Origin of the sequence: Clostridium frigidicarnis (assembly GCF_900111985.1) — a bacterium.
Taxonomy (GTDB): Bacteria; Bacillota; Clostridia; order Clostridiales; family Clostridiaceae; genus Clostridium_Z; species Clostridium_Z frigidicarnis.
In genome coordinates, this window is record NZ_FOKI01000004.1 from 48,325 (window position 1) to 73,441 (window position 25,117).

The following is a 25,117-nucleotide window of genomic DNA, read 5'->3' on the forward strand; positions in this document are numbered from 1 at the left end:
ACTAATAGATATCTTAAATACTATAGATAAAATGGAACGAACCTTAATTTAGGTTATGGTCATTATATAAAAAAAATGAATCTTTAAAAGTATAAATTTGGTATAATGATTAATATATTAGAAATTAATTTGGAGGGGAATTGTGGATAAAGAAGAATCTATAATACAGATGCTAGGATCTATATTTGTTATATTAATATATATAAATGATAGGAATTTCCAATATGAAACCGGAGTTGAATATATACTCATAGTTCTTACGTTACTTATCATACAGCTAAGTGGGTATTTTATTGGTAGACATGAAAGAATCTTAAATTTAATCCAAGTGTTTATGATTATAGTGTTTATGAATTTTGGATATTTTTTCACTATAATACTTATACCTATACTTTTAACAAAAATAATAACTGGAACATACAAAAATATACTATATTTTGTATGTGTAGGTATTATGTCAATATTTATGGACACCGAGTATGTATTTATGTTTTTAATTTATTCAACTCTTATTTATTTATATAGTGCAAGTTTAAATAGGAAAAAATATATAGAGAATACTCTAAAGGATTCTTATAGAAATGAAAGAGAGGAAAACTATAAGTTAATTCAAAAATTGACCTATATGGAAAATTACCGAAATCATACTAAAACCATGGTTAAGTTAAATGAGAGAAGTTATATAGCTCAAAAACTTCATGATAAATTAGGACATAGTGTAACCAGCTCAGTAATGCAATTACAAGTTACAAAAGCTATGATGGATAAAGACAAAGATTTAGCTATTAAATATTTAAATAGTGCAATAACAGGTTTGAATGCAGGAATGGATGATATAAGAAATGTCCTTAGAGATTTAAAACCTGAAGAACAACTAATAGGAATAGAAAGTATAAAAATATTACTTTTAGAGTTTCAAAGTAATTGTGGTGTGTCCACAAATATAAGTGTATCAGGAGATCTAGGGAAAGTAAGTACAGAGCAGTGGATTGTTATAGAAGATAATTTAAAAGAAGCATTAACTAATGCATATAAGTATTCAAAAGCTACTAAATTTTTGATGAGTATAGAAATTTATAATAAATTTATAAGAGTTGAAATTGTTGACAATGGATTAGGTTGTAACAAAGTAAAAAGAGGGTTAGGGTTAAGAGGAATGGAGGAAAGAGTAAAATCAATAGGCGGAACCATAAGATTTTATAATAATGATGGGTTTGCTATATCAATGATAATAGGGGTATAGGTGAGGTTATGAGTATAAAAATTTTAATATGCGATGATGATAAATTAATTAGAGAAAGTCTTAAAATATTACTTCCATTAGATAGTGAAATAGAAGTTGTTGCAGAAGCGTCTAATGGAAATGAAGCTATAGAGATGTGTAATACTAAGGAAATAGATGTTGCATTAATAGATATTAGGATGCCAGAACTAAATGGAGTAGAAGCAGTTAAAGAAATTGCACATAGGAGTAACACAAAATGTTTAATATTAACTACATTTGATGAAGAAATTTATGTGAATGAAGCTTTAAAATGTGGTGCTAAAGGATATATTTTAAAAAACAATTCACCAGAACAAATAATACATGCAATAAAGTCTGTATATAATGACACAATAGTTATGAATGAAAATATTTTAGATAAAATTAAAGGAAAAGATTGTGAACCTGAAATTTCTAAATATAAATTTACTGAAAGAGAACTAGATATAATAAAAGCAATAAGTGAGGGATTAAGCAATAAGGAAATAAGTGGAAAATTATTTATTTCCCAGGGAACAGTTAGAAACTATATAACAACTATTTTAGATAAAACTGATTTAAAACATAGAACACAGATTGCTATAAATTATTTAAAGGGTAAATTATAAAAATATGACATTTGTCATGATAAAAAAGTGATTTTTCTAACTAACTAGAAAATCACTTTTTTTATACAATAGGTTTAGGAGTGATGAAAATGAAATTTTTAGAAGTGAAGAATTTATGTAAAGAATATGGAAACATAAATGCAGTAGATGGAGTGGATTTTTTTATAAATAAAAAAGAAATATTTGGACTCTTAGGGCCTAATGGAGCAGGTAAAAGTACAATAATAGGTATGATAATAGGACTTATAAATTTAACTAAAGGAGAAATTATATTTGAAGAAACAAATAATAAAATAAATGGGTGGAAAGAAAATATTGGTCTCGTACCTCAAGACTTTGCACTTTATTGGGACTTAAGTGCAGAAGAAAATATTAAGTTTTTTTGTTCGCTATATGGATTTAAAGGAGAAGAATTAAATAGGAGGGTTGAGAGAGCACTAGAATTTGTAGGATTATCGTCTGTTAGAAAAAAAATAAGTGGACAATTTTCAGGAGGAATGAAAAGAAGGCTCAATATGGCATGTGCAATTGCTCATACACCTAAGCTTATAATAATGGACGAGCCCACTGTTGGAATAGATCCACAATCAAGGAATCATATATTAAACTCAGTAAAACAATTAAGAAATGAAGGATCAACAATAATATATACATCTCACTATATGGAAGAAGTGGATGACATATGTGACAGAATTGCTATTATGGATCATGGAAAAATAATAGCAGAAGGAAATAGTGAATATTTAAAATCCCTTGTTAGTGATCAAAATATATATTCAATTACTATAAATAATAAATCTTGTGATGTTTTAGAGTGTTTAAATTCCATTACAGGGGTAGAAAAAGTTGTGGTAAATGACAATGAAATAAAATGTTCTTACTTAAAAGAGAGTAATGTTATTGAACAAATAGTTTCTAATCTATCTAAAAGAAATATAATAATTGAAAATATAAAAAATGAAACACCTAGTTTAGAAACTGTATTTTTGTCACTGACTGGCAAAAAATTAAGGGATTAGGGGTGCAGTTCAAATGATACTTTTTTATATGATGAAAAAAGAGCTTATACAGTTTTTTAGAAATAAGAGTAATGTAATAATTTTATTTGTATTTCCTATATTACTTATAACCTGTCTTGGATTTGCTTTAAAAGACGTTATGGAAGAAGGTAGTCCTGATATTTTTAATGATGTTAAAGTCCTTTATAATATAGAGGAAATATCCAGTTATTCGGGGGCATTTCATAGCTTTATGAAAGATGTAAATAATAATTTAGATATATCATTCCAAAGTATTAACAATACTGAAGAGGCAAAAGAAAAGGTTGATTCAGGATATGCAGTAGCTTTTATAACAATCAGCAATAAGGGATATGATTATTATAGAACAAAAAATAGAGAAACCATTGAGGGAAAAGTATTTAGAAATGTATTTGAACAATTTATAGACAATTATGCCTTAATAGGTATAGAAGAAAAAAATCATAGTTTTATTGATAATAAATCTTTTGAAAACTATAATGACTCAGCTATTAGAGAGGAATCAATGGGATTAAGAGGAATAAATTCTTTTGAATATTATACATTTGCAGAATTAGCTTTAATAATGTTATACGTATCAACATCAATATCAGAAACAGTGTATGACGAAAAATATTCATCTACAATTAATAGAATAAGAATTTCTAAAGCAAATAGTGTTCAGCTTATTATTTCAAAAGCTTTTGTAGGGGTAATAATAGGAGTTTTACAATCAATAGAGGTTTATATTTATTCATCTATTGTATTAAAAACTAACTGGGGAGAAAATATATGGTTGATGTTTGCCATACTTGCATGTTTAAGTGTATTTAGTTCCATACTTGGAATTGTAATAGGATTAGCTACAAAAGACGGTAAGAGTATGAATAGCATATTAAACATTATAATTATAAGTTTATGTATGTTTGGGGGATGTTATTTTCCTATATCAATGTTAAAATCTATGCCAATTATTCAAGAGATAATTGTATTCACTCCATTATACTGGGTAAATTCTGCTTTAATGAGTGTGAGCTCAGGCATTAAAAGTAATTATGCAGCAATATCTATAGCCTTATCATTAGGACTTTCAATAATATTAGTACTAGGATATGTTGTTGTAAGATGGCTCAAAAGGGGGAAGACAATTGGGTAATGTAATTTTAAACACATTTAAATTATTAATAAAGAGAAAAAGTTTTATAACTGTATCCATAATTATTCCAGCTATATGTACAATCCTTTTTAGCTATGTAAATGGGCAATCAATGGTAGAAAAAGTAGGAATAGTAGATAATGATAATGGAGAAATGAGTTACAGGATAAAAGAAAAATTAGGGAAAATAGAGGGGGTTAAATTAGAGAACTTAAAAGAGGAGAAAGTTGAAAATTTATTAGCATCTAGGGATGTAGAATTAGTGATAATTATAAATAAAAATTATACTGAAGATATTATAGATGGAAAAGAGCCAAAAATAGTTATAAAAAAAGCAAAAGTAAGCGAAATAAGTGAAATGGTAAAATCAACAATAAATTCTGAAAATAAAATATTGTACTCCTTAAGCGAAATGTCTCAAAATAATATAGAAAAATTTCGAATTTTAGAAAAGGAATATAAGGATAATATACCTAATTATTCATTTAGCAGAAGAGAAGAAAATAAAATATCAGTTATGCATTCAATAGGTATTATAATAATGATAATTTTTATATCAGGTCAAACAATAACAAGATTTATAATACAAGATGAAAAAGGAGGAACACAAAATAGAATACTTTTAAGCAAAGTATCAAAACAAAAATATTATGCATCAATGCTTATAGTATTTTATATATGTTCATCACTAACTTCAATTATTTATTATATAATGTGTTTAATCTTTAGGTTTAATTTTGGTATGGATAATAGTGTATATTTCTTAGCTACATTACTTTTGACCAATTTAGTAGCAGTGGCTTTTAACTTATGTATAGTATCAGGAATTAAAAGTTTATCCGTGGCATCAGGAGTAAGTATTCTCTTTATAGTACCAACATCAATGCTTTCGGGAGCATATTGGGATTTTGAACTTATGCCTGAGTTTATGCAAAGAATAGGTGGATTGTGTCCTCAAAGATGGGCAATGAATGTAATAGAAAAGTTTCAGAAGGGATATGGAATAAAACAAGCAATGCCTTTAATTATGGCAATGATTTTATTATCAATTGTTCTGTTTATGTTAAGTTTGTTTTTTGCAAATAGAAGAAATTTGGATAATGTAGGTTAATGTGGGTAAAATAATAAAGCCAGCAAAAGCTGGCTTTATTATTTTATTTCTTAGTATTATTTTCATTTTTTGAATTGTTATCATTGGTTGGTTGGGTATTATTCTTATCAGTTTTTGGTTCTTCAGTAGCTTTTTCTTCACTTGAAAGAAGGTTACTGAAAAAATCACTTATTGACTCCCACATGCCTGAAAAGAAATCTTTTACTTTAGAAAAGAAGCCTTTAGCTTCGTCACTATTTAATTGGTCTTTAAGTTTTTTACTTACATCATTTAATTGATCTTTTATTTGTTTGAAATCTAAGTCTAATCCATTTATTTTGCTCATTAAAGAAGTTACATTTTTTACATCTTCATCACTTAATTTTGAACCATAACTATTAGTTACATTTGATACTAACTTTTCAATTTCTTTGTCAGTTTTAGGCTTTTCTTTTACAACATCTTTTTTTATTTCATTTATTGCTTTTGCAGCTTCATCTTGTCCAATTTTATCACCTAATTTACCAGTTACAACTAATTCTTCATTTGCTACTTCTTTTTTATTTTCATCTATTTTTTTACCAGATTCACTATTTTCAAAACCTTTTAATATACCAGTTAATGCTGCAGTTCCAGAAACCTTAAAAGGTGCAGAAGCAATAACAGTAGCATTTGTTATACCGGCTGTTATTAAGGCGTTTGTTATCATGCTATCTGTAACCCAGTAAAGGTTATTAGTTTTTACATTTATTCCTCCCTTAGATGTAGGCTCTACATAAGAAGAAGAAATAGATTTGCTACCAAGTTGTTCTGGGGGTGCAATTTTTCCTAAGTATTTTTTTTCTTCAGTTATATTTACTTCTAAAATATTAGCTTCATCTTTTTTTACATTAAAATATTTTAGCATATCATCCTTTTGTTGTTGAGTAAGATCTGCTCCTAGAGTAACAACTTTCATAGCATCTGCCTTCGCCTCATTCCCAGGTAGACTTATTACTGTGGATATAGTCAAAACACCTAGTAGTATTTTACTAATAGATTTTAATATTCTCTGTTTTAACATTTTGTACACTCCTATTCATTTAAATATTGTATAAGGCACATGAAAGAAAATAATAGACAAGCATACTAGTCTATTATTTTTTGAATGTGTCTTAAGTAAATTTGTTTACTTATATATTTTATACCATATTATATAAATTAAAGTTACAATATATATAAATTTTTCTTAAGAATTTAATAAGAGTATTTAAAAAGTTACATGGTAAACTATAAATAAACTAATTTGATTTATGTAAAAGGAATTTAGTCACAAAAAATTAACATATAAACAATGGATTTTACTAGGTTTTATTTTGTTGAGAAAAATATATATAACATAAAATACATATTTACTTATCATAAGAAGTGAGTTAAAATAGATAAAAATATGAAAACCAATTCAGGTAATCTATTAAATAATATGGAGTTGATTTACTAATGAATAATATAGAAAAAATTATAAAGGATACAACTTTAACATTTGAACAAAAGGTTGTAGCCCTAGCAAGGGAAGCAGAAAATAGTGTAAATGTATTAAAAATTTCAGATGAAGCACAGAAATTAAGAGAAAAAGGGGTAATTTGTGATCTGTTTGAAGGAAATGCCCCTTATAGACCTAGATATATACTCCCAAACTATGAAAAATTTATGAGTGAAGGGTGTAAGTTTTTAAACCTTACACCACCTAAAGATATATGGGAAGCTGTAAATAATTTGCTTATAATGTACAAGCATGTTCCATCAGTAACAACTATGCCAGTATATATAGGTAGTATTGACGAGCTTCTAGAACCGTTTATTGTAGATGAAAATGAAGGGAAAAAAGCTATAAAATTATTTTTAACTCATATAGATAGAACAATAACAGACTCTTTTTGTCATGGAAATATAGGACCAAGAGATACAAGAGCAGGAAGAATTATTCTAGAAGTAGAAAAAGAGTTAGAGAATGCAAATCCTAATTTAACTTTAAAATATAACAATACTACTCCAAAAGAGTTTGCATTAAAAGCAATAGAAACATCATTAAAGACTGCTAAGCCAAGTTTTGCTAATGATGAAATGTTTTCTAAAGAGTTAGGTGAAAATTATGGAATAGCTAGTTGTTATAATGGTCTTCCAATAGGTGGAGGGGCATTTACTTTAGTAAGGATGAATTTAGCTAAGCTTTCGTTAATGGCAGAGAGTATAGAAGATTTCTTTAATGAAAAATTACCTAAGGCATTTCAATTAATGGCAGAGTATATAGAAGAAAGAATAAGATATATAGTTGAGGAAAGTACATTTTTTGAGAGTAATTTCTTGGTTAAAGAAGGTTTTATAAGTAAAGATAGATTTACAGCTATGTTTGGTATGGTCGGCCTTGCTGAATGTGTAAACAATCTTTTAAATGCGGAAAAACAAGAAGATAGATTTGGACATAATGAAGAAGCAGACAATTTAGGAGAAAAAATAATTAAGACTTTGTATGATTTAGTTAATAAACATCATAGTCCTTACTGTAAGGCTACCAATGAAAGAGTGTTACTTCATGCACAGGTTGGGCTTGCAGAGGATAAAGGTGTAACACCAGGATGCAGAATTCCTGTAGGGGAAGAACCAGAGCTTTGGAATCATTTAAAGCAAACAGCTAGATTTCATAAGTATTTTCCATCAGGAATAGGCGATATATTCCCATTTGAAAAGAATTCACAAAACAATCCTGAGTTTATATTAAATATAATTGAAGGTGCATTTAAAGAAGGAATGAGATATTTTTCACTATATTCTTCTGATGCAGATGTAATAAGGATTACAGGATTTTTAGTTAAAAGAAGTGAAATTGAAAAATTAGATAAAGGTGAATCAGTTCTTCATGATACGGTTGTGTTAGGACAGGGACAGGTTAGAAATGGAAATATTTACAATAGAAAGGTTAGATAGTATGGTTTATGGATATATAAACAGAATAATACCTTTTAGTTCAGTAGATGGACCAGGAAATAGGACTTCTATCTTTTTTCAAGAGTGTAATTTTAATTGTATTTATTGTCATAACCCAGAAACAATAAATACTTGTGTAAATTGTGGCAAATGTATTGAAGTTTGTAAAACAGGAGCAATAAAAAATATACTTGGAGAAATTGTGTGGGATTATAGTAAATGTTGTAATTGCGATAGTTGTATAAAGATTTGTAAGAATAACAGTAGTCCTAAGATAAAAAAATTTACACCACAAAATTTAATGAATGAAATAGAAAAATATAAGAATTTCATACAAGGGATTACCGTATCAGGCGGAGAATGTACTATTCAAGAAGAATTTATTATAGAACTATTTAAAATAGCAAGAAATAATGGGTTAACATGTTTTATAGATAGCAATGGATTTAAAGACTTTAAAGAAATGACTGAACTTTTAAGTTTAACTGATAAAGTAATGCTAGATGTTAAATCATGGGATAAGGCTATTCATAAGGAATTTATAGGCGAAGACAACACTAATGTATTAAAAAATCTTAAATATCTAGCTAGTATGGATAAGCTTTATGAGGTAAGAACTGTAGTGGTGCCAGATATGTTTAAAAATGAGGATACAGTTTATAATGTTTCAAAGTTTATAGGAGAGAGCAATTTAAATATAAGATATAAACTTATAAAATTTAGAGCAATGGGCGTAAGAGAAGAAATTAAAGATATGAAAAGCCCAAGTGATGAATACATGAATAAACTTAAAGAAATAGCATATAAAAATGGTTGTGAGGATGTAGTGATAGTTTGATTAGGCATATGAAAATAAACTAGCATACTGGCTAGTTATTTATTTGAATGTGCCTTAAAAAAAACTATTGCTATGTAATGATCTAAAAGCTAAAGGTTTGAAGAAAGGTAACCTATAAGAAGATAGTTGACTTTTTTACTTTATAGTATATTATAAAATTTCAAATCTGTGGATAACTTTGATAACTATTAAAATGCATAGATTTTTTAGTTGAAAACTTTAATGAGTGAAAAATTACAAGTTGCGGATAAATCTTTTCAGGAAGATTTTGAAAATAAAAAAATATAATTAAAGAAAATCTGTTATTTTCAACATCAATTTGTCACTTGTTACTTTTAACTTGTCACTAAAAAAGGGCATAGCCTTTTTTCATTAGAATAACTAAATAGTAAGAATATATTAAGGATTAATGAGAAGATTAGTAAAATATATTTTAATATAGAAGCCATGAAATTTAGAATACATATCTAAATTTCATGGCTTTTTATTATATTTATTTAAAGAGTAAACCATGTATATGTTATAAAAAACTAAATTACTTAAAATAATATTAAAATTTAAACGATTACCAAATTAAAATATTTAATAAAAATTGCTTTATATTATTAAAATTATAAAAAACTAAATTTCCTTATGAATATTTATGCAAATATATTGCATAAATATTCATAAGGAGTTATAATAACATCATGATATACGAACGAAACCTTTGAAATAGGTAAAAGTAAGAAAAATATGAGTATAAAAATACAAAAATCAGGAGGGGCTAAAATGAAAAAGAAAGTAATATTAGCATTAGTAGGAGTAATGATTTGCGGGGTGGTTATGGCAGGCTGTGGTAGTAAGCAGGAGAAAGTAAATACTCTTGATAAGGTAAAGGAATCAAAAGTTTTTAAAATAGGTTTAAGTCCGGATTACCCACCTTTTGAGTACACAAATGATAAAAATGAAATAGTAGGTTTTGATATTGATTTATCTAATGCAATAGCAGAAAAGCTAGGAGCTAAAACAGAAATTGTTACAGTACCATTTGATGGGATTGTACAGGGATTAAAATCAAACAAGTTTGATATGGTTGCATCAGGATTTACAGTGACAGAAAAGAGACAAAATGAAGTATTATTTACAGATAATTATTTAAACAGTGGCCAGTATATAGTTTTAAATACAGAAAATAATGATATAAAAACAGTTGAAGATTTAAAAGGAAAAACTATAGGCGTAGGTATTGGAACAACATCAGCAGATGCAGCAAAGAAAATAGAAGGTGTTAAAGAAGTTAAAGAATATAATAAAACACCAGAAGGATTGTTAGATTTAAAAAATAAGAGAATAGATGCTGTTGTAGTAGATAAGCCAGTATGTGATTATTATCTAGATAAAGATAAGGAATCATATAAGAAAATAGATGCAAATATAGAAGAAGAACCAATAGCTTTAGCATTTAAAAAGGAAGATACACAAATTCAACAAGAGGTAAATAAAATCTTAAAAGAGTTAAAAGAAGATGGTACTTTAAGTAAATTATCAGAGAAGTGGTTTGGATTTGATGCTTATAAATAACAATTAAATTAAGTAATAACATATGGGGGATGAGGTTATGGATTTAGAATTTATAAAGATGAGTGTTCCTGTTCTTACACAGGGAGCAATTGTAACTATAGAACTAACAGTTTTAACATTAATATTTGGAACAATAATAGGAATAATTGGAGCATTATTTAAAACCTCAAAATATAAGGTGTTAAATTTAATTGCAAGTTTTTACACATGGATAATAAGAGGGACACCTATGTTATTACAAATATTTATAATATATTTCGGACTTCCAAGTATAGGAATAGAAATGGAAGCTATGACAGCCGGAGTTTTAGCTCTTAGTATCAATTGTGGTGCTTATATGACTGAAATTATAAGAGGAGGAATTCAATCTGTAGATAAAGGACAGTTTGAGGCTTCTAAGACATTGGGATTATCTTATGGACAAACTATGATGCATGTAATAATTCCACAAACAATAAGAATTATACTTCCATCTGTAGGAAATGAATTTATTACAATAAATAAAGATACATCAATAGTTTCAACAATAACTTTAGTTGAGCTTATGAGAAGTTCACAAGTTATAGCGTCATCGTCATTTAGAGCTATGGAAACATATTTACTAGCAGGAGTGTTTTACTTAGCAATGACAACAGTTTTAACATTATTATTTTCATTAATAGAAAAAAAAGTTTCTGTATACTAGGAGGGATTTATAATGAAAGCTATAGATGTAAAAAATATAACTAAAAAGTTTGAAAATTTAACAGTATTTGAGGATTTATCTTTAAATATAAATCAAGGAGAAGTTGTTACAATAATAGGTCCTTCGGGTTCAGGAAAATCTACTTTCTTGAGATGTTTAAATAATTTAGAAACCATAGATAATGGAGAAATATTAATCGAAGAAAATAAGCTAGATGTATCTGATAAGAAAGTTATGAAAGATTTAACTACAAAGATGGGAATGGTTTTTCAAGGATTTAATTTATTTCCACATCTTACAGTTTTAGAGAATGTTATGTTAGCACCATTAAAAGTAAAAAAAGAAGATAAGAATACTGTACTTGAAAGAGCAAAAAAACTATTAGAGAAGGTAGGATTAATAGATAAAATAAATTACTATCCTTCAAAGCTTTCTGGAGGTCAAAAGCAAAGAGTTGCAATAGCTAGAGCACTTGCCATGGAACCTAAAATCATGCTTTTTGATGAACCAACATCAGCTTTAGATCCAGAATTAGTTGGGGAAGTTTTAAATGTAATGAAGGAACTTGCAAAAGAGGGTATGACAATGGTAGTTGTTACACACGAAATGAGTTTTGCTAGAGATGTATCAGATAGAGTTATATTTATGAGTGATGGAAAAATCGTTGAAGATGATGTGCCAGAAAAGATATTTACAAACCCAAGTGAAGAGAGAACAAAAACATTTTTATATAAAACATTAGAAAAATCAGCATAATAGAATTTTTTATATACGAAGGAGGGCTATTTAAAATGAAAGAAAAAGTAGTATTAGCATATTCAGGGGGATTAGACACATCTATAATAATAGCATGGCTTAAGGAAAATTATAATTTTGATGTTATTGCAGTGTGTTTGAATGTTGGACAAGATGAAAATATGGGGGCTATAGAAAATAAAGCTCATGCATCAGGGGCATCAAAGGTTTATATTGAGGATTTAACTGAAGAATTTATAACTCAATGTGTATATATGGCTGTGAAGGCAGAAGCGAAATATGAAGGAAAATATATGTTAGGTACTTCTCTTGCAAGACCTATAATGGCTAAAAGATTAGTTGAAATAGCTCATGAAGAGGGAGCTAAGGTAATTTGTCATGGATGTACTGGAAAAGGTAATGATCAGGTACGTTTTGAAAGTTCTATTTGGGCTTTTGATCCAACTATTGACATAATTGCACCTTGGAGAATTTGGGATATAAAATCAAGAGAAGATGCTATAGATTATGCAAATGATCATAATATAGAGGTAGCAGTTACAAAGGAAAAAATATATTCAGTAGATGCAAATATTTGGCATACATCTCATGAGGGCGGAGATATTGAATGCTTAGAAAATGAGCATAAAGAAGAAATGTATCTTATGGGAGTATCACCTGAAAAAGCAAAAGATGAGCCTACATATGTAGAAATATACTTTGAGGAAGGTATACCTAAAAAGATAAATGGTGAGGAACTTCCACCTGTTGAACTTATGAAAATGTTAAATAAGTTAGGTGGGGAAAATGGAATTGGAATTGAAGACATTATCGAAAACAGATTAGTTGGAATGAAATCTAGAGGAATATATGAAACACCAGGAGGAGCTATACTTTATAAGGCTCACTCAATATTAGAAAGTGCAACTTTAGAAAAGGATACTATGCATTATAAAGAAATGATTTCTATTAAATATGCAGAAATTATTTATGATGGAAAGTGGTACTCAACTTTAAAAGAATCTTTGGATAAATTTATTGATGAAACACAGAAAAATGTAACAGGAACAGTTAAAATTAAGTTATATAAAGGTAATATTAAACCAGCAGGTATATTCACAAATAATGCTTTATATGATAATGAAATTTCTTCCTTTGGGGCATCTGAATTATATGATCATAAGGATGCAGAAGGGTTTATTAAATTAACAGCTCTTCCATTAAAAATCAAGGCAATGAAGGGGATGTAAAATATGAAACTTTGGGGTGGTCGATTTAAAAAGGGTGAAAGTAAGTTGATGGAGGATTTTAATTCCTCCCTTTCTTTTGATAAAAGATTATATTTAGAAGATATAAATGGAAGTATAGTTCATGTTAATATGCTTAAAAACTGCAATATAATAAGTGAAGATGAAGGAAAAGAAATAGAGTGTGCACTTAGGGAACTTCTTAAAGATATTGAAGAAAATAAAATTGAGATTAAAGGAAACTATGAGGATATCCATTCATTTGTAGAAATAAACTTAATCGAGAGAATAGGAAATGTTGCAAAGAAGCTTCATACGGCGAGAAGTAGAAACGATCAAGTTGCTTTAGATATGAGGCTATATTCTAAAGAATGTGCAATTAATATAAAAAATAACTTGGAAAAGTTGGGTAATACGTTAAAGTGTGTAGGAGAAAACAATCCATATATTATGCCAGGATATACACATTTACAAAGAGCTCAGGTAGTAACATTTACCCATCATATGAAGGCTTATGAAGCTATGTTTAAAAGAGATATTAAAAGAATAGAAAATGCCATTGAAATACTAGATGAATGTCCTTTAGGTTGCTGCGCTTTAGCAGGTACAACATATAATATAGATAGAGAGTTTACCGCTAAAGAATTAGGATTCAAAAAACCTACAGATAATTTTTTAGATGGAGTATCGGATAGAGATTATTTAATTGAACTAAGTGCAGATTTTTCAATAATAATGATGCATTTATCAAGATTGTCAGAAGAACTTATTCTTTGGAGTTCTAAGGAATTTGATTTTATATCAATAGATGATGAGTTTGCAACAGGAAGTTCAATAATGCCTCAAAAGAAAAATCCAGATGGACCAGAACTTATAAGAGGTAAAAGTGGTAGAGTTTATGGAACATTAATATCCTTATTAACTACAATGAAATCATTACCTTTGGCCTATAATAAAGATATGCAAGAAGATAAGGAAGTGTTTTTTGATGCACTTGATACTACCAGTAAATGCTTAATAGTTATGGAAAGAATAATAGGGACAATGAAGGTGAAAAATGAGTCTATGAGAAATGCTGTTAAAGCAGGTTTTTTAAATGCTACTGAAGTTGCAGATTATTTAGTTTGTAATGGAATGGCATTTAGAGATGCTCATAAAGTTGTTGGGGAGATTATTTTATTCTGTGAAGAAAAAGGAGTTAATATAGAGAAGCTAACTTTAGATGAACTAAAACAATTTTCTAGTTGTTTTACAGAAGATATATATGACTTTATTGATTATGAAGTTTCAATCACAAAAGGAATAAAGAATAATATGAATATGTAAATTTAAAAATTTATAAAATATATTATAAATTTAAAAACTTATATTTACAAGCTATCTTTAATGCTAAACATATGCTAAAAAGCAGTTTATATGGTTAGTTAAAGATAGCCTTTGTTTTTAGTGTATATTATTTATTAATTAGTGAAAAATTATAGATAGGAGTGATTCTTATGATGTTCATAAAAATTATGTAGAAATATGAATGGATAGAATGTCAAAATCACATGAAAATTTAAAAAATACATATAAAAATTTAAAAAAATATAAAAATATTCGGCAAAACCCTTGGCAAAATGAAAAAATGTGTTATTATAGTAAAGGTGTTGAAAAAATAACTAGAAAGAGTGGTACATATGGAAAAGTATTTTAAACTTAAAGAAAACAACACTACTGTAAAAAAAGAAATAGTAGCAGGAATAACTACATTTATGACAATGGCGTACATATTAATAGTTAACCCCTCTATTTTATCAGTAGCAGGAATGGATCCAGGGGCTGTATTTACAGCAACAGCATTATCAGCGGTCATTGCAACTCTTATAATGGGTTTATATGCAAAACTACCATTTGCACAAGCTCCAGGAATGGGATTAAACGCCTTTTTTGCGTTTACAATAGTTAAGGGTATGGGATATTCATATCAATTTGCATTAACAGCAGTTCTTTTAGAAGGAATTATATTTATATTATTAACACTATTTAATGTTCGTGAAGCTATAGTTGATTCAATACCAATGAGCATTAAAAGAGGTATATCAGTAGGTATAGGATTATTAATTTCATTAATAGGTCTTGAAGGAGCAGGCGTAGTTACTCATCCAGAGGGTGGTGGAACTATAGTTGCATTAGGAAATATAATATCAGGACAAGGATTAGTTGCAATAATAGGAATATTAATAACAGGAATATTATTAGCTAAGAATGTAAAGGGAGCATTATTTTTAGGAATGCTTATTACAGCTATAGTTGGAATACCTTTAGGGGTAACACATTTTCCAACTTCATTAGTTAGTATGCCACCATCAATGAGTTCATCATTTTTTACTTTTGAATGGCATAATATCTTTACTTTTGATATGGCGATAGTATTATTTACTTTATTATTTATGGATATGTTTGATACAATAGGAACTTTAGTTGGAGTTGCTACTAAGGCTAATATGTTAGATGAAAATGGAAAAGTGCCAAATATAAAAAAGGCCCTTTTATCAGATGCTATTGGAACAACATTAGGAGCATGTCTTGGTACAAGTACTGTAAGTACATTTGTTGAGAGTGCATCAGGGGTTGCAGAAGGCGGAAGAACTGGATTAACAGCAGTATCAACAGCAGTAATGTTCTTTTTAGCATTATTCTTTGCACCACTATTTTCAGTTATAACTCCAGCAGTAACAGCATCAGCTTTAGTATTGGTTGGACTATTTATGATTGAGCCTATTAAAGAAATAAAGCTTGATGATTACACAGAAGCTATACCGGCATTTTTAACAATTATAATGATGCCATTTTCTTATTCAATATCAGATGGTATAGTATTTGGAGTAATTTCATATATAGTATTAAAAGTATTCACTGGAAAGCGTAAAGACGTAAGTCTAGCAACAGTGATAATAGGTATAATATTTATACTTAAATTCTTAATTTAAGGCACATTGAATGTGCCTAATATAAAGACACTAAAACACTAAAAAATTGCTTATGTGAAAATTTTTCATATAAGCAATTTTTATTTTAGATAATAAAAATATATGGAACTATAGATTAAAATCTTAATGAACTAGCGTATATTTTATAATTTTTTAGGTTTACTTAGACAATATCCTCTTTTAACAGAGCTTTTTTTAGATTATAATATATATTTGGTATACCTTTTAACTCTATAGGATATTATAGAGATGAAATATATGGATAACCTTAAAATACATTAAATATGTAATTTAATCAGTGACAAGTTGTAAGTGACAAGAGAGTTAAGGATGAAATCTTCTTAAGAAGATGTTAACAATAACTGTCAATTTTCAATTATAACGAGGTTTAGCCACTTTGTTCTAAATATAATATATAGTTAATTTATACTTAATGGAGGATGATTTATGAATCAACAAGAATGCAATGAAAGTAATAAAGAAGTATGCATTGATATAAATGAGGAAGCGTGGAATAAGGAAACATATGATGCATGGGTTGAAAGATTAGGAGAACCTAAAATGGCGGCTGAAAAGATAAAGAAAAATCCTACAAAACCTATATCTGTTATTTACAACAAGTTTGGAGATGTAAATAACAAAAAAATAATGAATTTAATGGGATCAAACGGAAATAAGGCTGTAGCATTGAGCTTATTAGGAGCTAATGTAACTGTAGTTGATTTTTCAGAGGGAAATAAAAGATATGCTATGGATTTAGCTAAAGAAGCAAATGTAAATATAAAATATGTTTTATCTGATGTTCTTAAACTTCCAAAGGAAGAACTTACAGGAGATTATGATATAGTATTTGCTGAAATGGGAATACTACATTATTTTTCAGATTTAAAACCTTTTTTAAATATAGTACATAAATTGTTAAGTAATAATGGAATATTTGTTATAAGGGATTTCCATCCTGTTTCTACAAAATTAATTTCATCAAGGGGATCAACAGCTAAAGTCCGTAAACATAAAGTTACAGGAGATTATTTTGATACTTCTCTTGAAGAAAAACTTATATCTTATTCAAAATATTTAAATGACAATGAAGAACCTAAAACAGTACTACTTCGCAAATGGAATTTAGGGGAAATAGTAACAGCCGTATCCCAATCAGGTTTAATGATAAAGAGCTTAGATGAGGAAGCAAATTTATCCTCAGAGGTTTTTGATAAAGGGATACCAAAGACATTCACTTTAGTTGCTGAAAAGCATGTAAGATAAGTTTAATTAAGTAATTTCTAGTTTTGGATGGAGTTTGATTAAACTTAGAGAATAAATTTAATAGTTTGTTTTAAATTATGGCAAGGAAACCCCAGACTAGTATGTTTTGGAATTCCTTGCCGCTTTTGTAGCGAATTATTACTAATTAAGATTTTCGTCCCTTAGCAGAAATGTTTTCAATAGTTATTTTTATTACTTTAGTTTTTGAGGCTAAATTTTCAATATATTTAGTACCTTCATCTATGTAATTAGGAGAATACTTATTAATTAATTCCAAAAGAACTAAATTTTTTTCATTATCATGAACTTCAGTTGCTAAGCCGAATACAATTACGCTTTCATATTCTGTGCTAAACTTTTCAGGGAGAATATGAGTTTTTCCAACTACACAAAATGAGATTTTGTTATTATTATTAATGCTATCTATTTTATGGCCTTCGGTGGCAGAATGAAAATAGATGGAGTTATTCATATAGACATAACTTAGTGGCACGCCATAGGCATATCCATTTTCACTTAAACATGATAAAATACCATAATCACAAGATTTTAAAATTTTTATAGAATCTTCTTTAGTAAGTTCTCTGTTTTTCTTTCTAAGTTCTCTAAACATATATAGGCACCTCCAAATTATAATAAAGACATATGACGTATTTCATTTAATTCATCTTCATTAAAAACTCCAGATTTATAAAGATATAAATATTCCTCTGAAACTCCACTATTAAATAGCAGTAAGTCATCAGTATTTATGCTCAAAGTTACACCGCTATCAAATAAAATTCTAGAGGGATGTTTTTTTATGTCATCAATAGCTCCTAAAATAAAATTACTGCTTGGACATATGTTTAATCTAATATTTCTTTCTTTTATAAGAGAAATGACATATTCATCAGAATAAGCCCCAATGCCATGTTGTATTTCATCTATATTTAATATTTCTATAGCTTTTTTTACATTTTCTGCACCATGAAATTCTCCACAATGAACTTTAAGTTTAAGACCTTTTTCTTTTGCATATTTATAGTAAGGTTTGAACTTTTCAAAATCATCAATAGATTCATCCCCATATAAATCTAAGGACTTAAATACACCGCTATCTATACAGGGTATTAAAAAGTTCTCTAGACCTTCAGTTGTTATGGATTTAGGCATTCCAATTTCTGGCCTGAAATCTATACTGTTAGCATATTTAGTTTTAACTTTAAGTATAGAATTAAAAAAGTCATTATAGTTATTGAAATATCTTAAGTCATTGCAATCTATACTAGGTTCCAAAATTTTAACTCCATCCTCTATAGCTTCTTTTAGAGTAGCCTCTATTAGAAATTCAATATCAGAGCCTTTGGTAATAAATTTAATAGTTTCACCAAAAATATAATTATCTAAACCTAAAAGGCCTTCCATTTTATTTGGAGGTGGCGTTACATTACCGCTTGCCCACTTGTTAAATGTAGAAAACCTCATACCAAGACCACAGTGATTATGTAGATCACCCTTAGGGGTTTTTCTTATTTTAGATAAATCATCTGATTTTAATCCTTCTTTAAATAAGAAATCATATTGGTTATTCATATAAAATCCTCCTAGAAATTTTCTCAATAAATAATTAAATAATAAATTAGGATAAGATTTAGGAGTTCAAAACCATATCCATAAATTTATCGTCACCTTTGTTATTGGGTTTATTAAAGCATCTTTACCATACTTTTCTGATATTTTAATACATCAATATAGCCCTATTACATAAGCAAATTCTGAGTTGAATTTAATCATGTAACCGACTCATCTACAAATGTAATATATGTATTACAATTATATCATATGTTTGTAAAATTAATACTTTGTGAAAATAAAAAATCTGTTTAGAATAAAATTAATTATAATAAAATGCAATAATAATAAAGGTTATTTTCGTGATATAATAATGTAAATTAGAAATTTTAGCCTTTTATTTAAGGAAGAAATCCTTAATTGTCAATTCTCAATTTTAAATTGTCAATTAAAACGTGGTGTTCTAATAAGAATATAAACATAAATATATTATAGATACTAGGAGCGAGATGCATGAATTTTATAAGAGAATATATGAATAAGTATTGGAAATCATTTGGATTTGCCTTGTGTTTTCTTACTTTAGAGACATTATGTGATCTTTTACAACCAACTATAATGTCAAGAATCATTGACATAGGAGTAAAAAATAAAGATATAAATTATGTTGTGAATATGGGACTCATAATGCTTTTAATAACTGGACTTGGAGCTGTTTTTGCTTTAAATAGAAGTATACTAGCAAGTAAGGTTTCACAGCATTTTGGAGCTGACTTAAGGGAAGGACTTTTTAAAAAAATAAATACTTTTTCATTTGAAAACATAGATAAGTTTAATAGAGCATCACTGATTACTAGAGTAACAAATGACGTCAATCAAGTGCAGGTTTTTATTAATGGATTAATGAGAATTTTTGTTAAGGCACCACTGTTATGTATTGGTAGTATTATAATGGCAGTTAGATTAAACCCATCTATGTCATTGGTTATTATAGGTATAATGCCAATAATCATAGCAATAATGACAATTAATATGAAGAAGGGATATCCTCATTTCAGAAAAGTACAAAATTCATTAGACAAAGTAAATAGTATTATAAGAGAATATTTATCTGGTATAAGAGTTGTAAAGGCATTTAATAAATTTGACTACGAAAAAGATAAATTTGATATATATAATAATGAACTGTTAAATTCTTCAACTAAAGCAATGAGAGTTATGTGTTTTTTTAATCCTGCAATCACGTTAGTAGTTAATATCGGTATAATAATTGTTATTTGGATTGGAGGCATAAGAGTATCAAATGGAAATATGCAAGTTGGGCAGATAGTTGCATTTATTAATTATATGGGTCAGATTTTAAGTTCTCTAATATTAATATCATATATACTTAACACATTTGTTAGAGTTAAAGCATCCTCAGAAAGAATACAGAAAGTTTTTGATGAAAAAAATAATATATCACAAGATAATTCTTTAGAATTTAATAATGATGAAAAAAACATGTTTATAGAATTTAATGATGTATGTTTTTCTTATATTAAAGAAGTAAAAGATTATAATATCAAGAACATAAATTTTAAGTTGAGCAGTGGAGAAACTATAGGAATTATAGGATCTACAGGGTCAGGCAAAACCACCATTGTGAACCTTATACCAAGGTTCTATGATGTGGATTGTGGAAGTATAAAAATAGGAGAAAACAATATTAAGGATATTAATTTGAAATATCTAAGAAATAAAATATCAATAGTTCCTCAAAAGAATATATTATTTACAGGTACCATAATGGACAATATAAAGTGGGGAAAAGAAAATGCAACCTTAGAAGAAGTTGAAAGGGTAGCTAAAATTGCTGATGCCCATAATTTTATATGTGGATTTAAGGATGGATATAATACAATGATAGGACAAGGCGGAGTAAATGTTTCAGGGGGACAGAAGCAGAGAATATCAATTGCAAGAGCAATAATTAAAAATCCGGAAATACTTATATTAGATGATTGTACTAGTGCTGTAGATGCAAATACAGAACTTAACATAAAAAATGGATTAAAAGAACAGCTTAATAATTCAATATGTATTATCATAGCCCAAAGAATAACTTCAGTTATGGATGCAGATAAAATTATAGTTTTAGATAATGGAGAAATAGTTGGAGAAGGAAATCATAAAGAGCTTATGCAAAATTGTAGTGTTTATAAAGATATCTTTATATCTCAAATGGGTAGAACAGGAGATGATAAAAGATGAATACAATGGGAGCAAGAAAAAATAATAGTGGAAGATTTTTACCCAAGGCAAAGCCTAAAAATATAAAAGAAACTCTTAAAAGATTATGGATGTATATTAAAGGAGAAAGAAAACAACTAGTATTAGTTTTTATATTTATTATAATTGACTCAATAGTAGTTTTGTTTATACCTTATTTAATTGGGCGATCAATTGACTTAATATCTTTAGACAACATAGAATTTAGTCTTTTATCTATATCAGTTTTGGCTTTATTAATGGCATATTTAGGTGATGTAATAATTAATTTTATAAAAGGGTGGCTTATTGTAGGCATATCTCAACGGGTAGTTAGAAATATGAGAAGAGCATTATTTGAGAAACTTCAGAAATTACCTATAGAATTTTTTGATACCAATTCAAATGGAGATATAATGAGTCGACTTACAAATGATATAGATAATATAAATACTGTTATATCTCAGTCTTTGGTTCAGCTTATGGCAGGAATCATAAGTATTGTGGGATCTTTAGTTATGATGCTTATATTAAGTCCGATTTTAACACTATTTACAATGATTACAGTACCACTAGTTTTTTTATTAACTCGAAGCATAGCAAGAAAAACTAAGGTGCTATTTAAGAATCAGCAGGTAGAATTGGGTAAACTAAATGGACATATAGAAGAAGTAATATCAGGTTTAGAAGTAGTTAAGGCTTTTAATCATGAAGAAAAGGCATTAGAAGAATTTAGAGAAGTTAATTCTAAATTATTGAATGTTGGATTAAAAGCACAAATATGGTCATCATTTTTAATGCCATTTATGAATGTAATTAGCAATATTGGATTTGCAACTGTGTCTGTTGTAGGTGGAATACTAGCAGTAAAAAATCTAATCACCGTTGGGGTAATAGCTAGTTTTATAAATTACTCTAGACAATTTACTAGGCCATTAAATGATTTGGCTAATGTATTTAACACATTACAGGCAGCTTTAGCAGGGTCTGAAAGAGTTTTTGAAGTTCTTGATGAAAAAGAAGAAAAGAAGGATATAGTAAATGCCAGAAGTATAGTTAACATTAGAGGAGAGATAGAATTTAAGGATGTTGGTTTTGAATACAAATATAATGAACCAATATTAAAAAAGATAAACTTTAAAGTTAAACCTGGAAGTAGTATTGCTTTAGTTGGACCAACTGGAGCAGGAAAAACTACCATTGTAAATCTTATTACAAGGTTTTACGATGTTTCAAAGGGGGAAATTTTAATTGATGGGATAGATATAAGAAACTATAAAAGAGAGGATTTAAGAAAAATATTTGGAATAGTTCTTCAAGACGCATATTTATTTTCAGGAACAATAAAAGAAAACATAAAATATGGAAACTTAAATGCTACTGATGAAGAAATGAAAGATGCTGCAAAAAAGGCAAATGCTCATAGTTTCATTAAATACCTTCCAAAAAGATATGATACATTGCTATCAGAAAGTGGTCAAAATTTAAGTCAGGGACAGAGACAACTTTTAACAATAGCTAGAGCAATTCTTGCTGAACCTTCTATTTTAATATTAGATGAGGCTACTAGCAGTGTAGATACTAGAACAGAAATTAAGATACAGGAAGCTATGCTTAAAGTAATGAAAAATAGAACAAGTTTTATAATTGCACATAGACTTAGCACAATTAGAGATTGTGATATTATTATGGTTATAGATAATGGAGAAATACTTGAAAGTGGAAATCATGAAGAGCTTATAAAGAAAAAAGGGTCATACTATAACATGTATTATAAGCAAATCCCATTAAGTTATAGGAATAATATAAATTAATATTAATATTTATATTATATAAGGCACATTCAAAAAAATAACAGTCAGTATGCTAGTCTATTTTGTGCCATACTGCGTCAGCCATATTAGCCCATAGCCTATGCTATGAACTAATATCACTTCCTTGTCTGACACAAAATATACATGGCATTTTTGACTTGTTATTTTCTTTCATATGCCTAATTAGGATTTATAAACTTACTCATAATAAGTTGAATTTTAAATATTGTAAAATTCCACATTAAGTATGTAATAGAGGTTTATTTAGTGTTTATTTAGTGTTTATAAGGGTGGGGTAATGAATGAAAAGCTTTTTTGATCTATCATATGAAGAAATTGTATGTCTAGCAACTAGTATAGGATTAGGTATAGCTGGAGAACTTACGGTATATCAGCAAAATATTCTTGCAAATTTTTATATATTATTAGGTCAAGTAATAGTAGTTGCCAATACTGTAGGTGGTGTGTATCCTCCAGTAGGTAATGGCCCTAATTATGGGCCGGTTGGATTAGGAAGTTTAACAGGGTGTAGATTTGGTTGTAAAGATAACTCTAATAATAATTCATCCAATAATGACGATGAATTACAAAAGAACCTGAAGATTATGATGGAAAAAATAAATGATCTAGAGAGGGAAATCTCTATTTTAAATCAAAAAAATAACGATTAAAAACAATAATATTGTAAAATAGTATGTTAATAGAGTATAACAATAAGTAAATTTTGTTAATTGAAAATGAATAAAATATATAGAAACAACGATGATTATATAAAAATGCTATAAAATTAATATAAACTATACAATTACATACAAATATATGTATAATTATATATGAAAAAATATAGTAAGGCGGGATCAAATGAAAAAAACAGTATTTATTTTAATGGCATTAATATTAACATTATCATTTTCTGGATGTTCAAAAAAACAGGCTAAAAATGAGGAATCTAATATAGAAAATTGGCAGCAGGTTTTAGATGAATCTAAGGGATCAACTGTTAATTTCTATGGTTATGGTGGAGATGAAAATATAAACAAGTGGGTTGACAATGTTTTAGCTAAGAAAGTAAAAGAAGATTATGATATAACTCTAAATAGAGTGCCTATGGACATAGACAGTATACTAAATAAACTACTTGGAGAAAAACAAGCTAACAACGAAAAGGGATCAATTGATTTAGTATGGCTTAATGGAGAAAATTTTTATGCTGCAAAAAAGGCTAATTTACTTTATGGACCATTCACTAATATAATTCCTAATTTTGAAAAGTATGTAGACGGTACAGCTAATGATATTAACAAAGATTTTGGATATAATGTAGATGGATATGAATCACCTTTTGGCAGAGCTCAATTGGTAATGGTTTATAATAAAGACATGGTAACTAAGTTTCCTAAAAACACACAGGAACTTATGGAGATTTGTAAAGCTAATTCAGGAAAATTCACATATCCAGCACCTCCAGATTTTACAGGAAGTGCATTTGTAAGAAATGTGATATATGATATCGTTGGGGAAGAAAAGCTTAAAGGACTTAAAACTAAGGAAGAAATAGAAAAAGCTATAGAACCTGCAATAAATTATTTAAATGATTTGAAACCATATTTATGGAATGAAGGAAAAACTTATCCAGCGACTTTGGCTCAATTAGATAATATGTTTGCAGATAAACAGGTTTTAGGCACAGTAACATATGCTCCTAATGCTATAGATGGAAGAATCAAGAATGGTGAATATCCTAATGGAGCTGTTTCATCAGTTTTTGAAAAAGGAACCATTGGAAATACACATTTTGTAGCAATACCTTATAATAGTGAAAATAAAAAAGGGGCAATGGCAGTAGCAAATGCAATATTGTCAGTAGAAATGCAGGCTAGTAAGTATGATCCTCTAGCTTGGGGAGATTTACCAGCATTAGATAATAACAAATTATTGGATAATGAAAAATCTATGTTTAGTAAAGTGAAATTAAGTGATGCTATAGTAAAACAAGATGAACTTTTAAGTCATAGATGTTCAGAACCAGATGCAGATATTATACCTATAATAGAGAAAATTTGGATGGAGAGAGTTGCAGGGGAGGAATAAG

The 25,117-nt window shown here is 28.1% G+C and carries 22 protein-coding genes; 19 read left to right on the forward strand and 3 right to left on the reverse strand.

Translation table 11 applies throughout. The features are described 5' to 3' along the window. The first annotated feature begins 142 nt into the window (after window positions 1-142). From BM119_RS03145 to BM119_RS03165, 5 genes are all read left to right on the forward strand, one after another. Window positions 143-1,243 carry a sensor histidine kinase gene (locus BM119_RS03145; protein ID WP_090038826.1) on the forward strand — a complete coding sequence of 367 codons (1,101 nt, stop codon included), beginning with the start codon at window positions 143-145 and terminating at the stop codon, window positions 1,241-1,243. 8 nt (window positions 1,244-1,251) lie between these two features. Further along, entirely contained in the window at window positions 1,252-1,872 is a 621-nt protein-coding gene (locus BM119_RS03150; protein ID WP_090038828.1) for a response regulator transcription factor, read from the forward strand. A gap of 89 nt (window positions 1,873-1,961) precedes the next feature. Next, complete coding sequence (locus tag BM119_RS03155) at window positions 1,962-2,891, forward strand: ABC transporter ATP-binding protein (RefSeq protein ID WP_090038830.1); 930 nt, start codon at window positions 1,962-1,964, stop codon at window positions 2,889-2,891. Window positions 2,892-2,904: 13 nt separating this feature from the next. Then, on the forward strand, window positions 2,905-4,047 hold the full coding sequence (locus tag BM119_RS03160) for an ABC transporter permease (protein ID WP_090038832.1): 1,143 nt from the start codon (window positions 2,905-2,907) through the stop codon (window positions 4,045-4,047). Next, window positions 4,040-5,158 (forward strand): ABC transporter permease, encoded by a 1,119-nt coding sequence (locus BM119_RS03165; RefSeq protein ID WP_090038834.1) that lies wholly within the window; start codon window positions 4,040-4,042, stop codon window positions 5,156-5,158. Before BM119_RS03160 ends, BM119_RS03165 begins: the two co-directional genes overlap by 8 nt. A gap of 43 nt (window positions 5,159-5,201) precedes the next feature. On the opposite strand, the gene BM119_RS03170 is transcribed toward BM119_RS03165, so the two are convergent. Further along, window positions 5,202-6,200: a DUF1002 domain-containing protein gene (locus BM119_RS03170; protein WP_090038836.1), complete on the reverse strand. Its 999-nt coding sequence runs from the start codon at window positions 6,198-6,200 to the stop codon at window positions 5,202-5,204. Window positions 6,201-6,616: 416 nt separating this feature from the next. Here BM119_RS03170 and BM119_RS03175 point away from each other — a divergent pair, with 416 nt between their 5' ends. The 10 genes from BM119_RS03175 to BM119_RS03215 all read left to right on the forward strand — a co-directional run bounded on the left by BM119_RS03175 (window position 6,617) and on the right by BM119_RS03215 (window position 17,407). Further along, entirely contained in the window at window positions 6,617-8,101 is a 1,485-nt protein-coding gene (locus BM119_RS03175; protein ID WP_090038838.1) for a YjjI family glycine radical enzyme, read from the forward strand. A gap of 1 nt (window position 8,102) precedes the next feature. Beyond that, entirely contained in the window at window positions 8,103-8,939 is an 837-nt protein-coding gene (locus tag BM119_RS03180) for a YjjW family glycine radical enzyme activase (protein ID WP_090039033.1), read from the forward strand. Between the two features lie 771 nt (window positions 8,940-9,710). Beyond that, window positions 9,711-10,502 carry a basic amino acid ABC transporter substrate-binding protein gene (locus BM119_RS03185; protein WP_177199300.1) on the forward strand — a complete coding sequence of 264 codons (792 nt, stop codon included), beginning with the start codon at window positions 9,711-9,713 and terminating at the stop codon, window positions 10,500-10,502. 37 nt (window positions 10,503-10,539) lie between these two features. Then, window positions 10,540-11,187, forward strand: a complete 648-nt coding sequence (locus BM119_RS03190) for an amino acid ABC transporter permease (RefSeq protein WP_090038842.1) — start codon at window positions 10,540-10,542, stop codon at window positions 11,185-11,187. Window positions 11,188-11,199: 12 nt separating this feature from the next. Next, on the forward strand, window positions 11,200-11,943 hold the full coding sequence (locus tag BM119_RS03195; protein WP_090038844.1) for an amino acid ABC transporter ATP-binding protein: 744 nt from the start codon (window positions 11,200-11,202) through the stop codon (window positions 11,941-11,943). A gap of 35 nt (window positions 11,944-11,978) precedes the next feature. Further along, window positions 11,979-13,172: an argininosuccinate synthase gene (locus BM119_RS03200; protein WP_090038846.1), complete on the forward strand. Its 1,194-nt coding sequence runs from the start codon at window positions 11,979-11,981 to the stop codon at window positions 13,170-13,172. 3 nt (window positions 13,173-13,175) lie between these two features. Beyond that, a complete protein-coding gene (argH, locus tag BM119_RS03205; RefSeq protein WP_090038847.1) occupies window positions 13,176-14,495 on the forward strand; it encodes an argininosuccinate lyase in 1,320 nt (439 codons plus the stop codon). Between the two features lie 202 nt (window positions 14,496-14,697). Beyond that, window positions 14,698-14,865 (forward strand): hypothetical protein, encoded by a 168-nt coding sequence (locus BM119_RS19745; protein ID WP_177199301.1) that lies wholly within the window; start codon window positions 14,698-14,700, stop codon window positions 14,863-14,865. After that, window positions 14,849-16,141, forward strand: coding sequence for an NCS2 family permease (locus BM119_RS03210; protein ID WP_090038848.1), 1,293 nt, complete (start codon window positions 14,849-14,851; stop codon window positions 16,139-16,141). Before BM119_RS19745 ends, BM119_RS03210 begins: the two co-directional genes overlap by 17 nt. A gap of 447 nt (window positions 16,142-16,588) precedes the next feature. Further along, window positions 16,589-17,407: a class I SAM-dependent methyltransferase gene (locus BM119_RS03215; RefSeq protein ID WP_090038849.1), complete on the forward strand. Its 819-nt coding sequence runs from the start codon at window positions 16,589-16,591 to the stop codon at window positions 17,405-17,407. A 145-nt stretch (window positions 17,408-17,552) separates the two neighbouring features. Here BM119_RS03215 and BM119_RS03220 read toward each other — a convergent pair whose 3' ends face one another. Both BM119_RS03220 and BM119_RS03225 read right to left on the reverse strand, forming a co-directional pair. Beyond that, window positions 17,553-18,020 (reverse strand): pyridoxamine 5'-phosphate oxidase family protein, encoded by a 468-nt coding sequence (locus BM119_RS03220; RefSeq protein ID WP_090038850.1) that lies wholly within the window; start codon window positions 18,018-18,020, stop codon window positions 17,553-17,555. A 17-nt stretch (window positions 18,021-18,037) separates the two neighbouring features. Next, the gene (locus tag BM119_RS03225; RefSeq protein WP_090038852.1) at window positions 18,038-18,982 is read right to left on the reverse strand and encodes an amidohydrolase family protein; all 945 of its coding nucleotides are present in this window, start codon (window positions 18,980-18,982) and stop codon (window positions 18,038-18,040) included. A gap of 492 nt (window positions 18,983-19,474) precedes the next feature. On the opposite strand from BM119_RS03225, the gene BM119_RS03230 reads away from it, so the two are divergent. From BM119_RS03230 to BM119_RS03245, 4 genes are all read left to right on the forward strand, one after another. Continuing rightward, window positions 19,475-21,214, forward strand: a complete 1,740-nt coding sequence (locus tag BM119_RS03230; protein ID WP_090038854.1) for an ABC transporter ATP-binding protein — start codon at window positions 19,475-19,477, stop codon at window positions 21,212-21,214. Then, entirely contained in the window at window positions 21,211-23,025 is a 1,815-nt protein-coding gene (locus BM119_RS03235; RefSeq protein WP_090038856.1) for an ABC transporter ATP-binding protein, read from the forward strand. The genes BM119_RS03230 and BM119_RS03235 overlap by 4 nt, the downstream gene beginning before the upstream one ends. A gap of 302 nt (window positions 23,026-23,327) precedes the next feature. Next, window positions 23,328-23,696: a hypothetical protein gene (locus BM119_RS03240; RefSeq protein WP_090038858.1), complete on the forward strand. Its 369-nt coding sequence runs from the start codon at window positions 23,328-23,330 to the stop codon at window positions 23,694-23,696. Between the two features lie 190 nt (window positions 23,697-23,886). Further along, complete coding sequence (locus tag BM119_RS03245) at window positions 23,887-25,116, forward strand: ABC transporter substrate-binding protein (RefSeq protein WP_090038860.1); 1,230 nt, start codon at window positions 23,887-23,889, stop codon at window positions 25,114-25,116. Window position 25,117 lies beyond the last annotated feature (1 nt).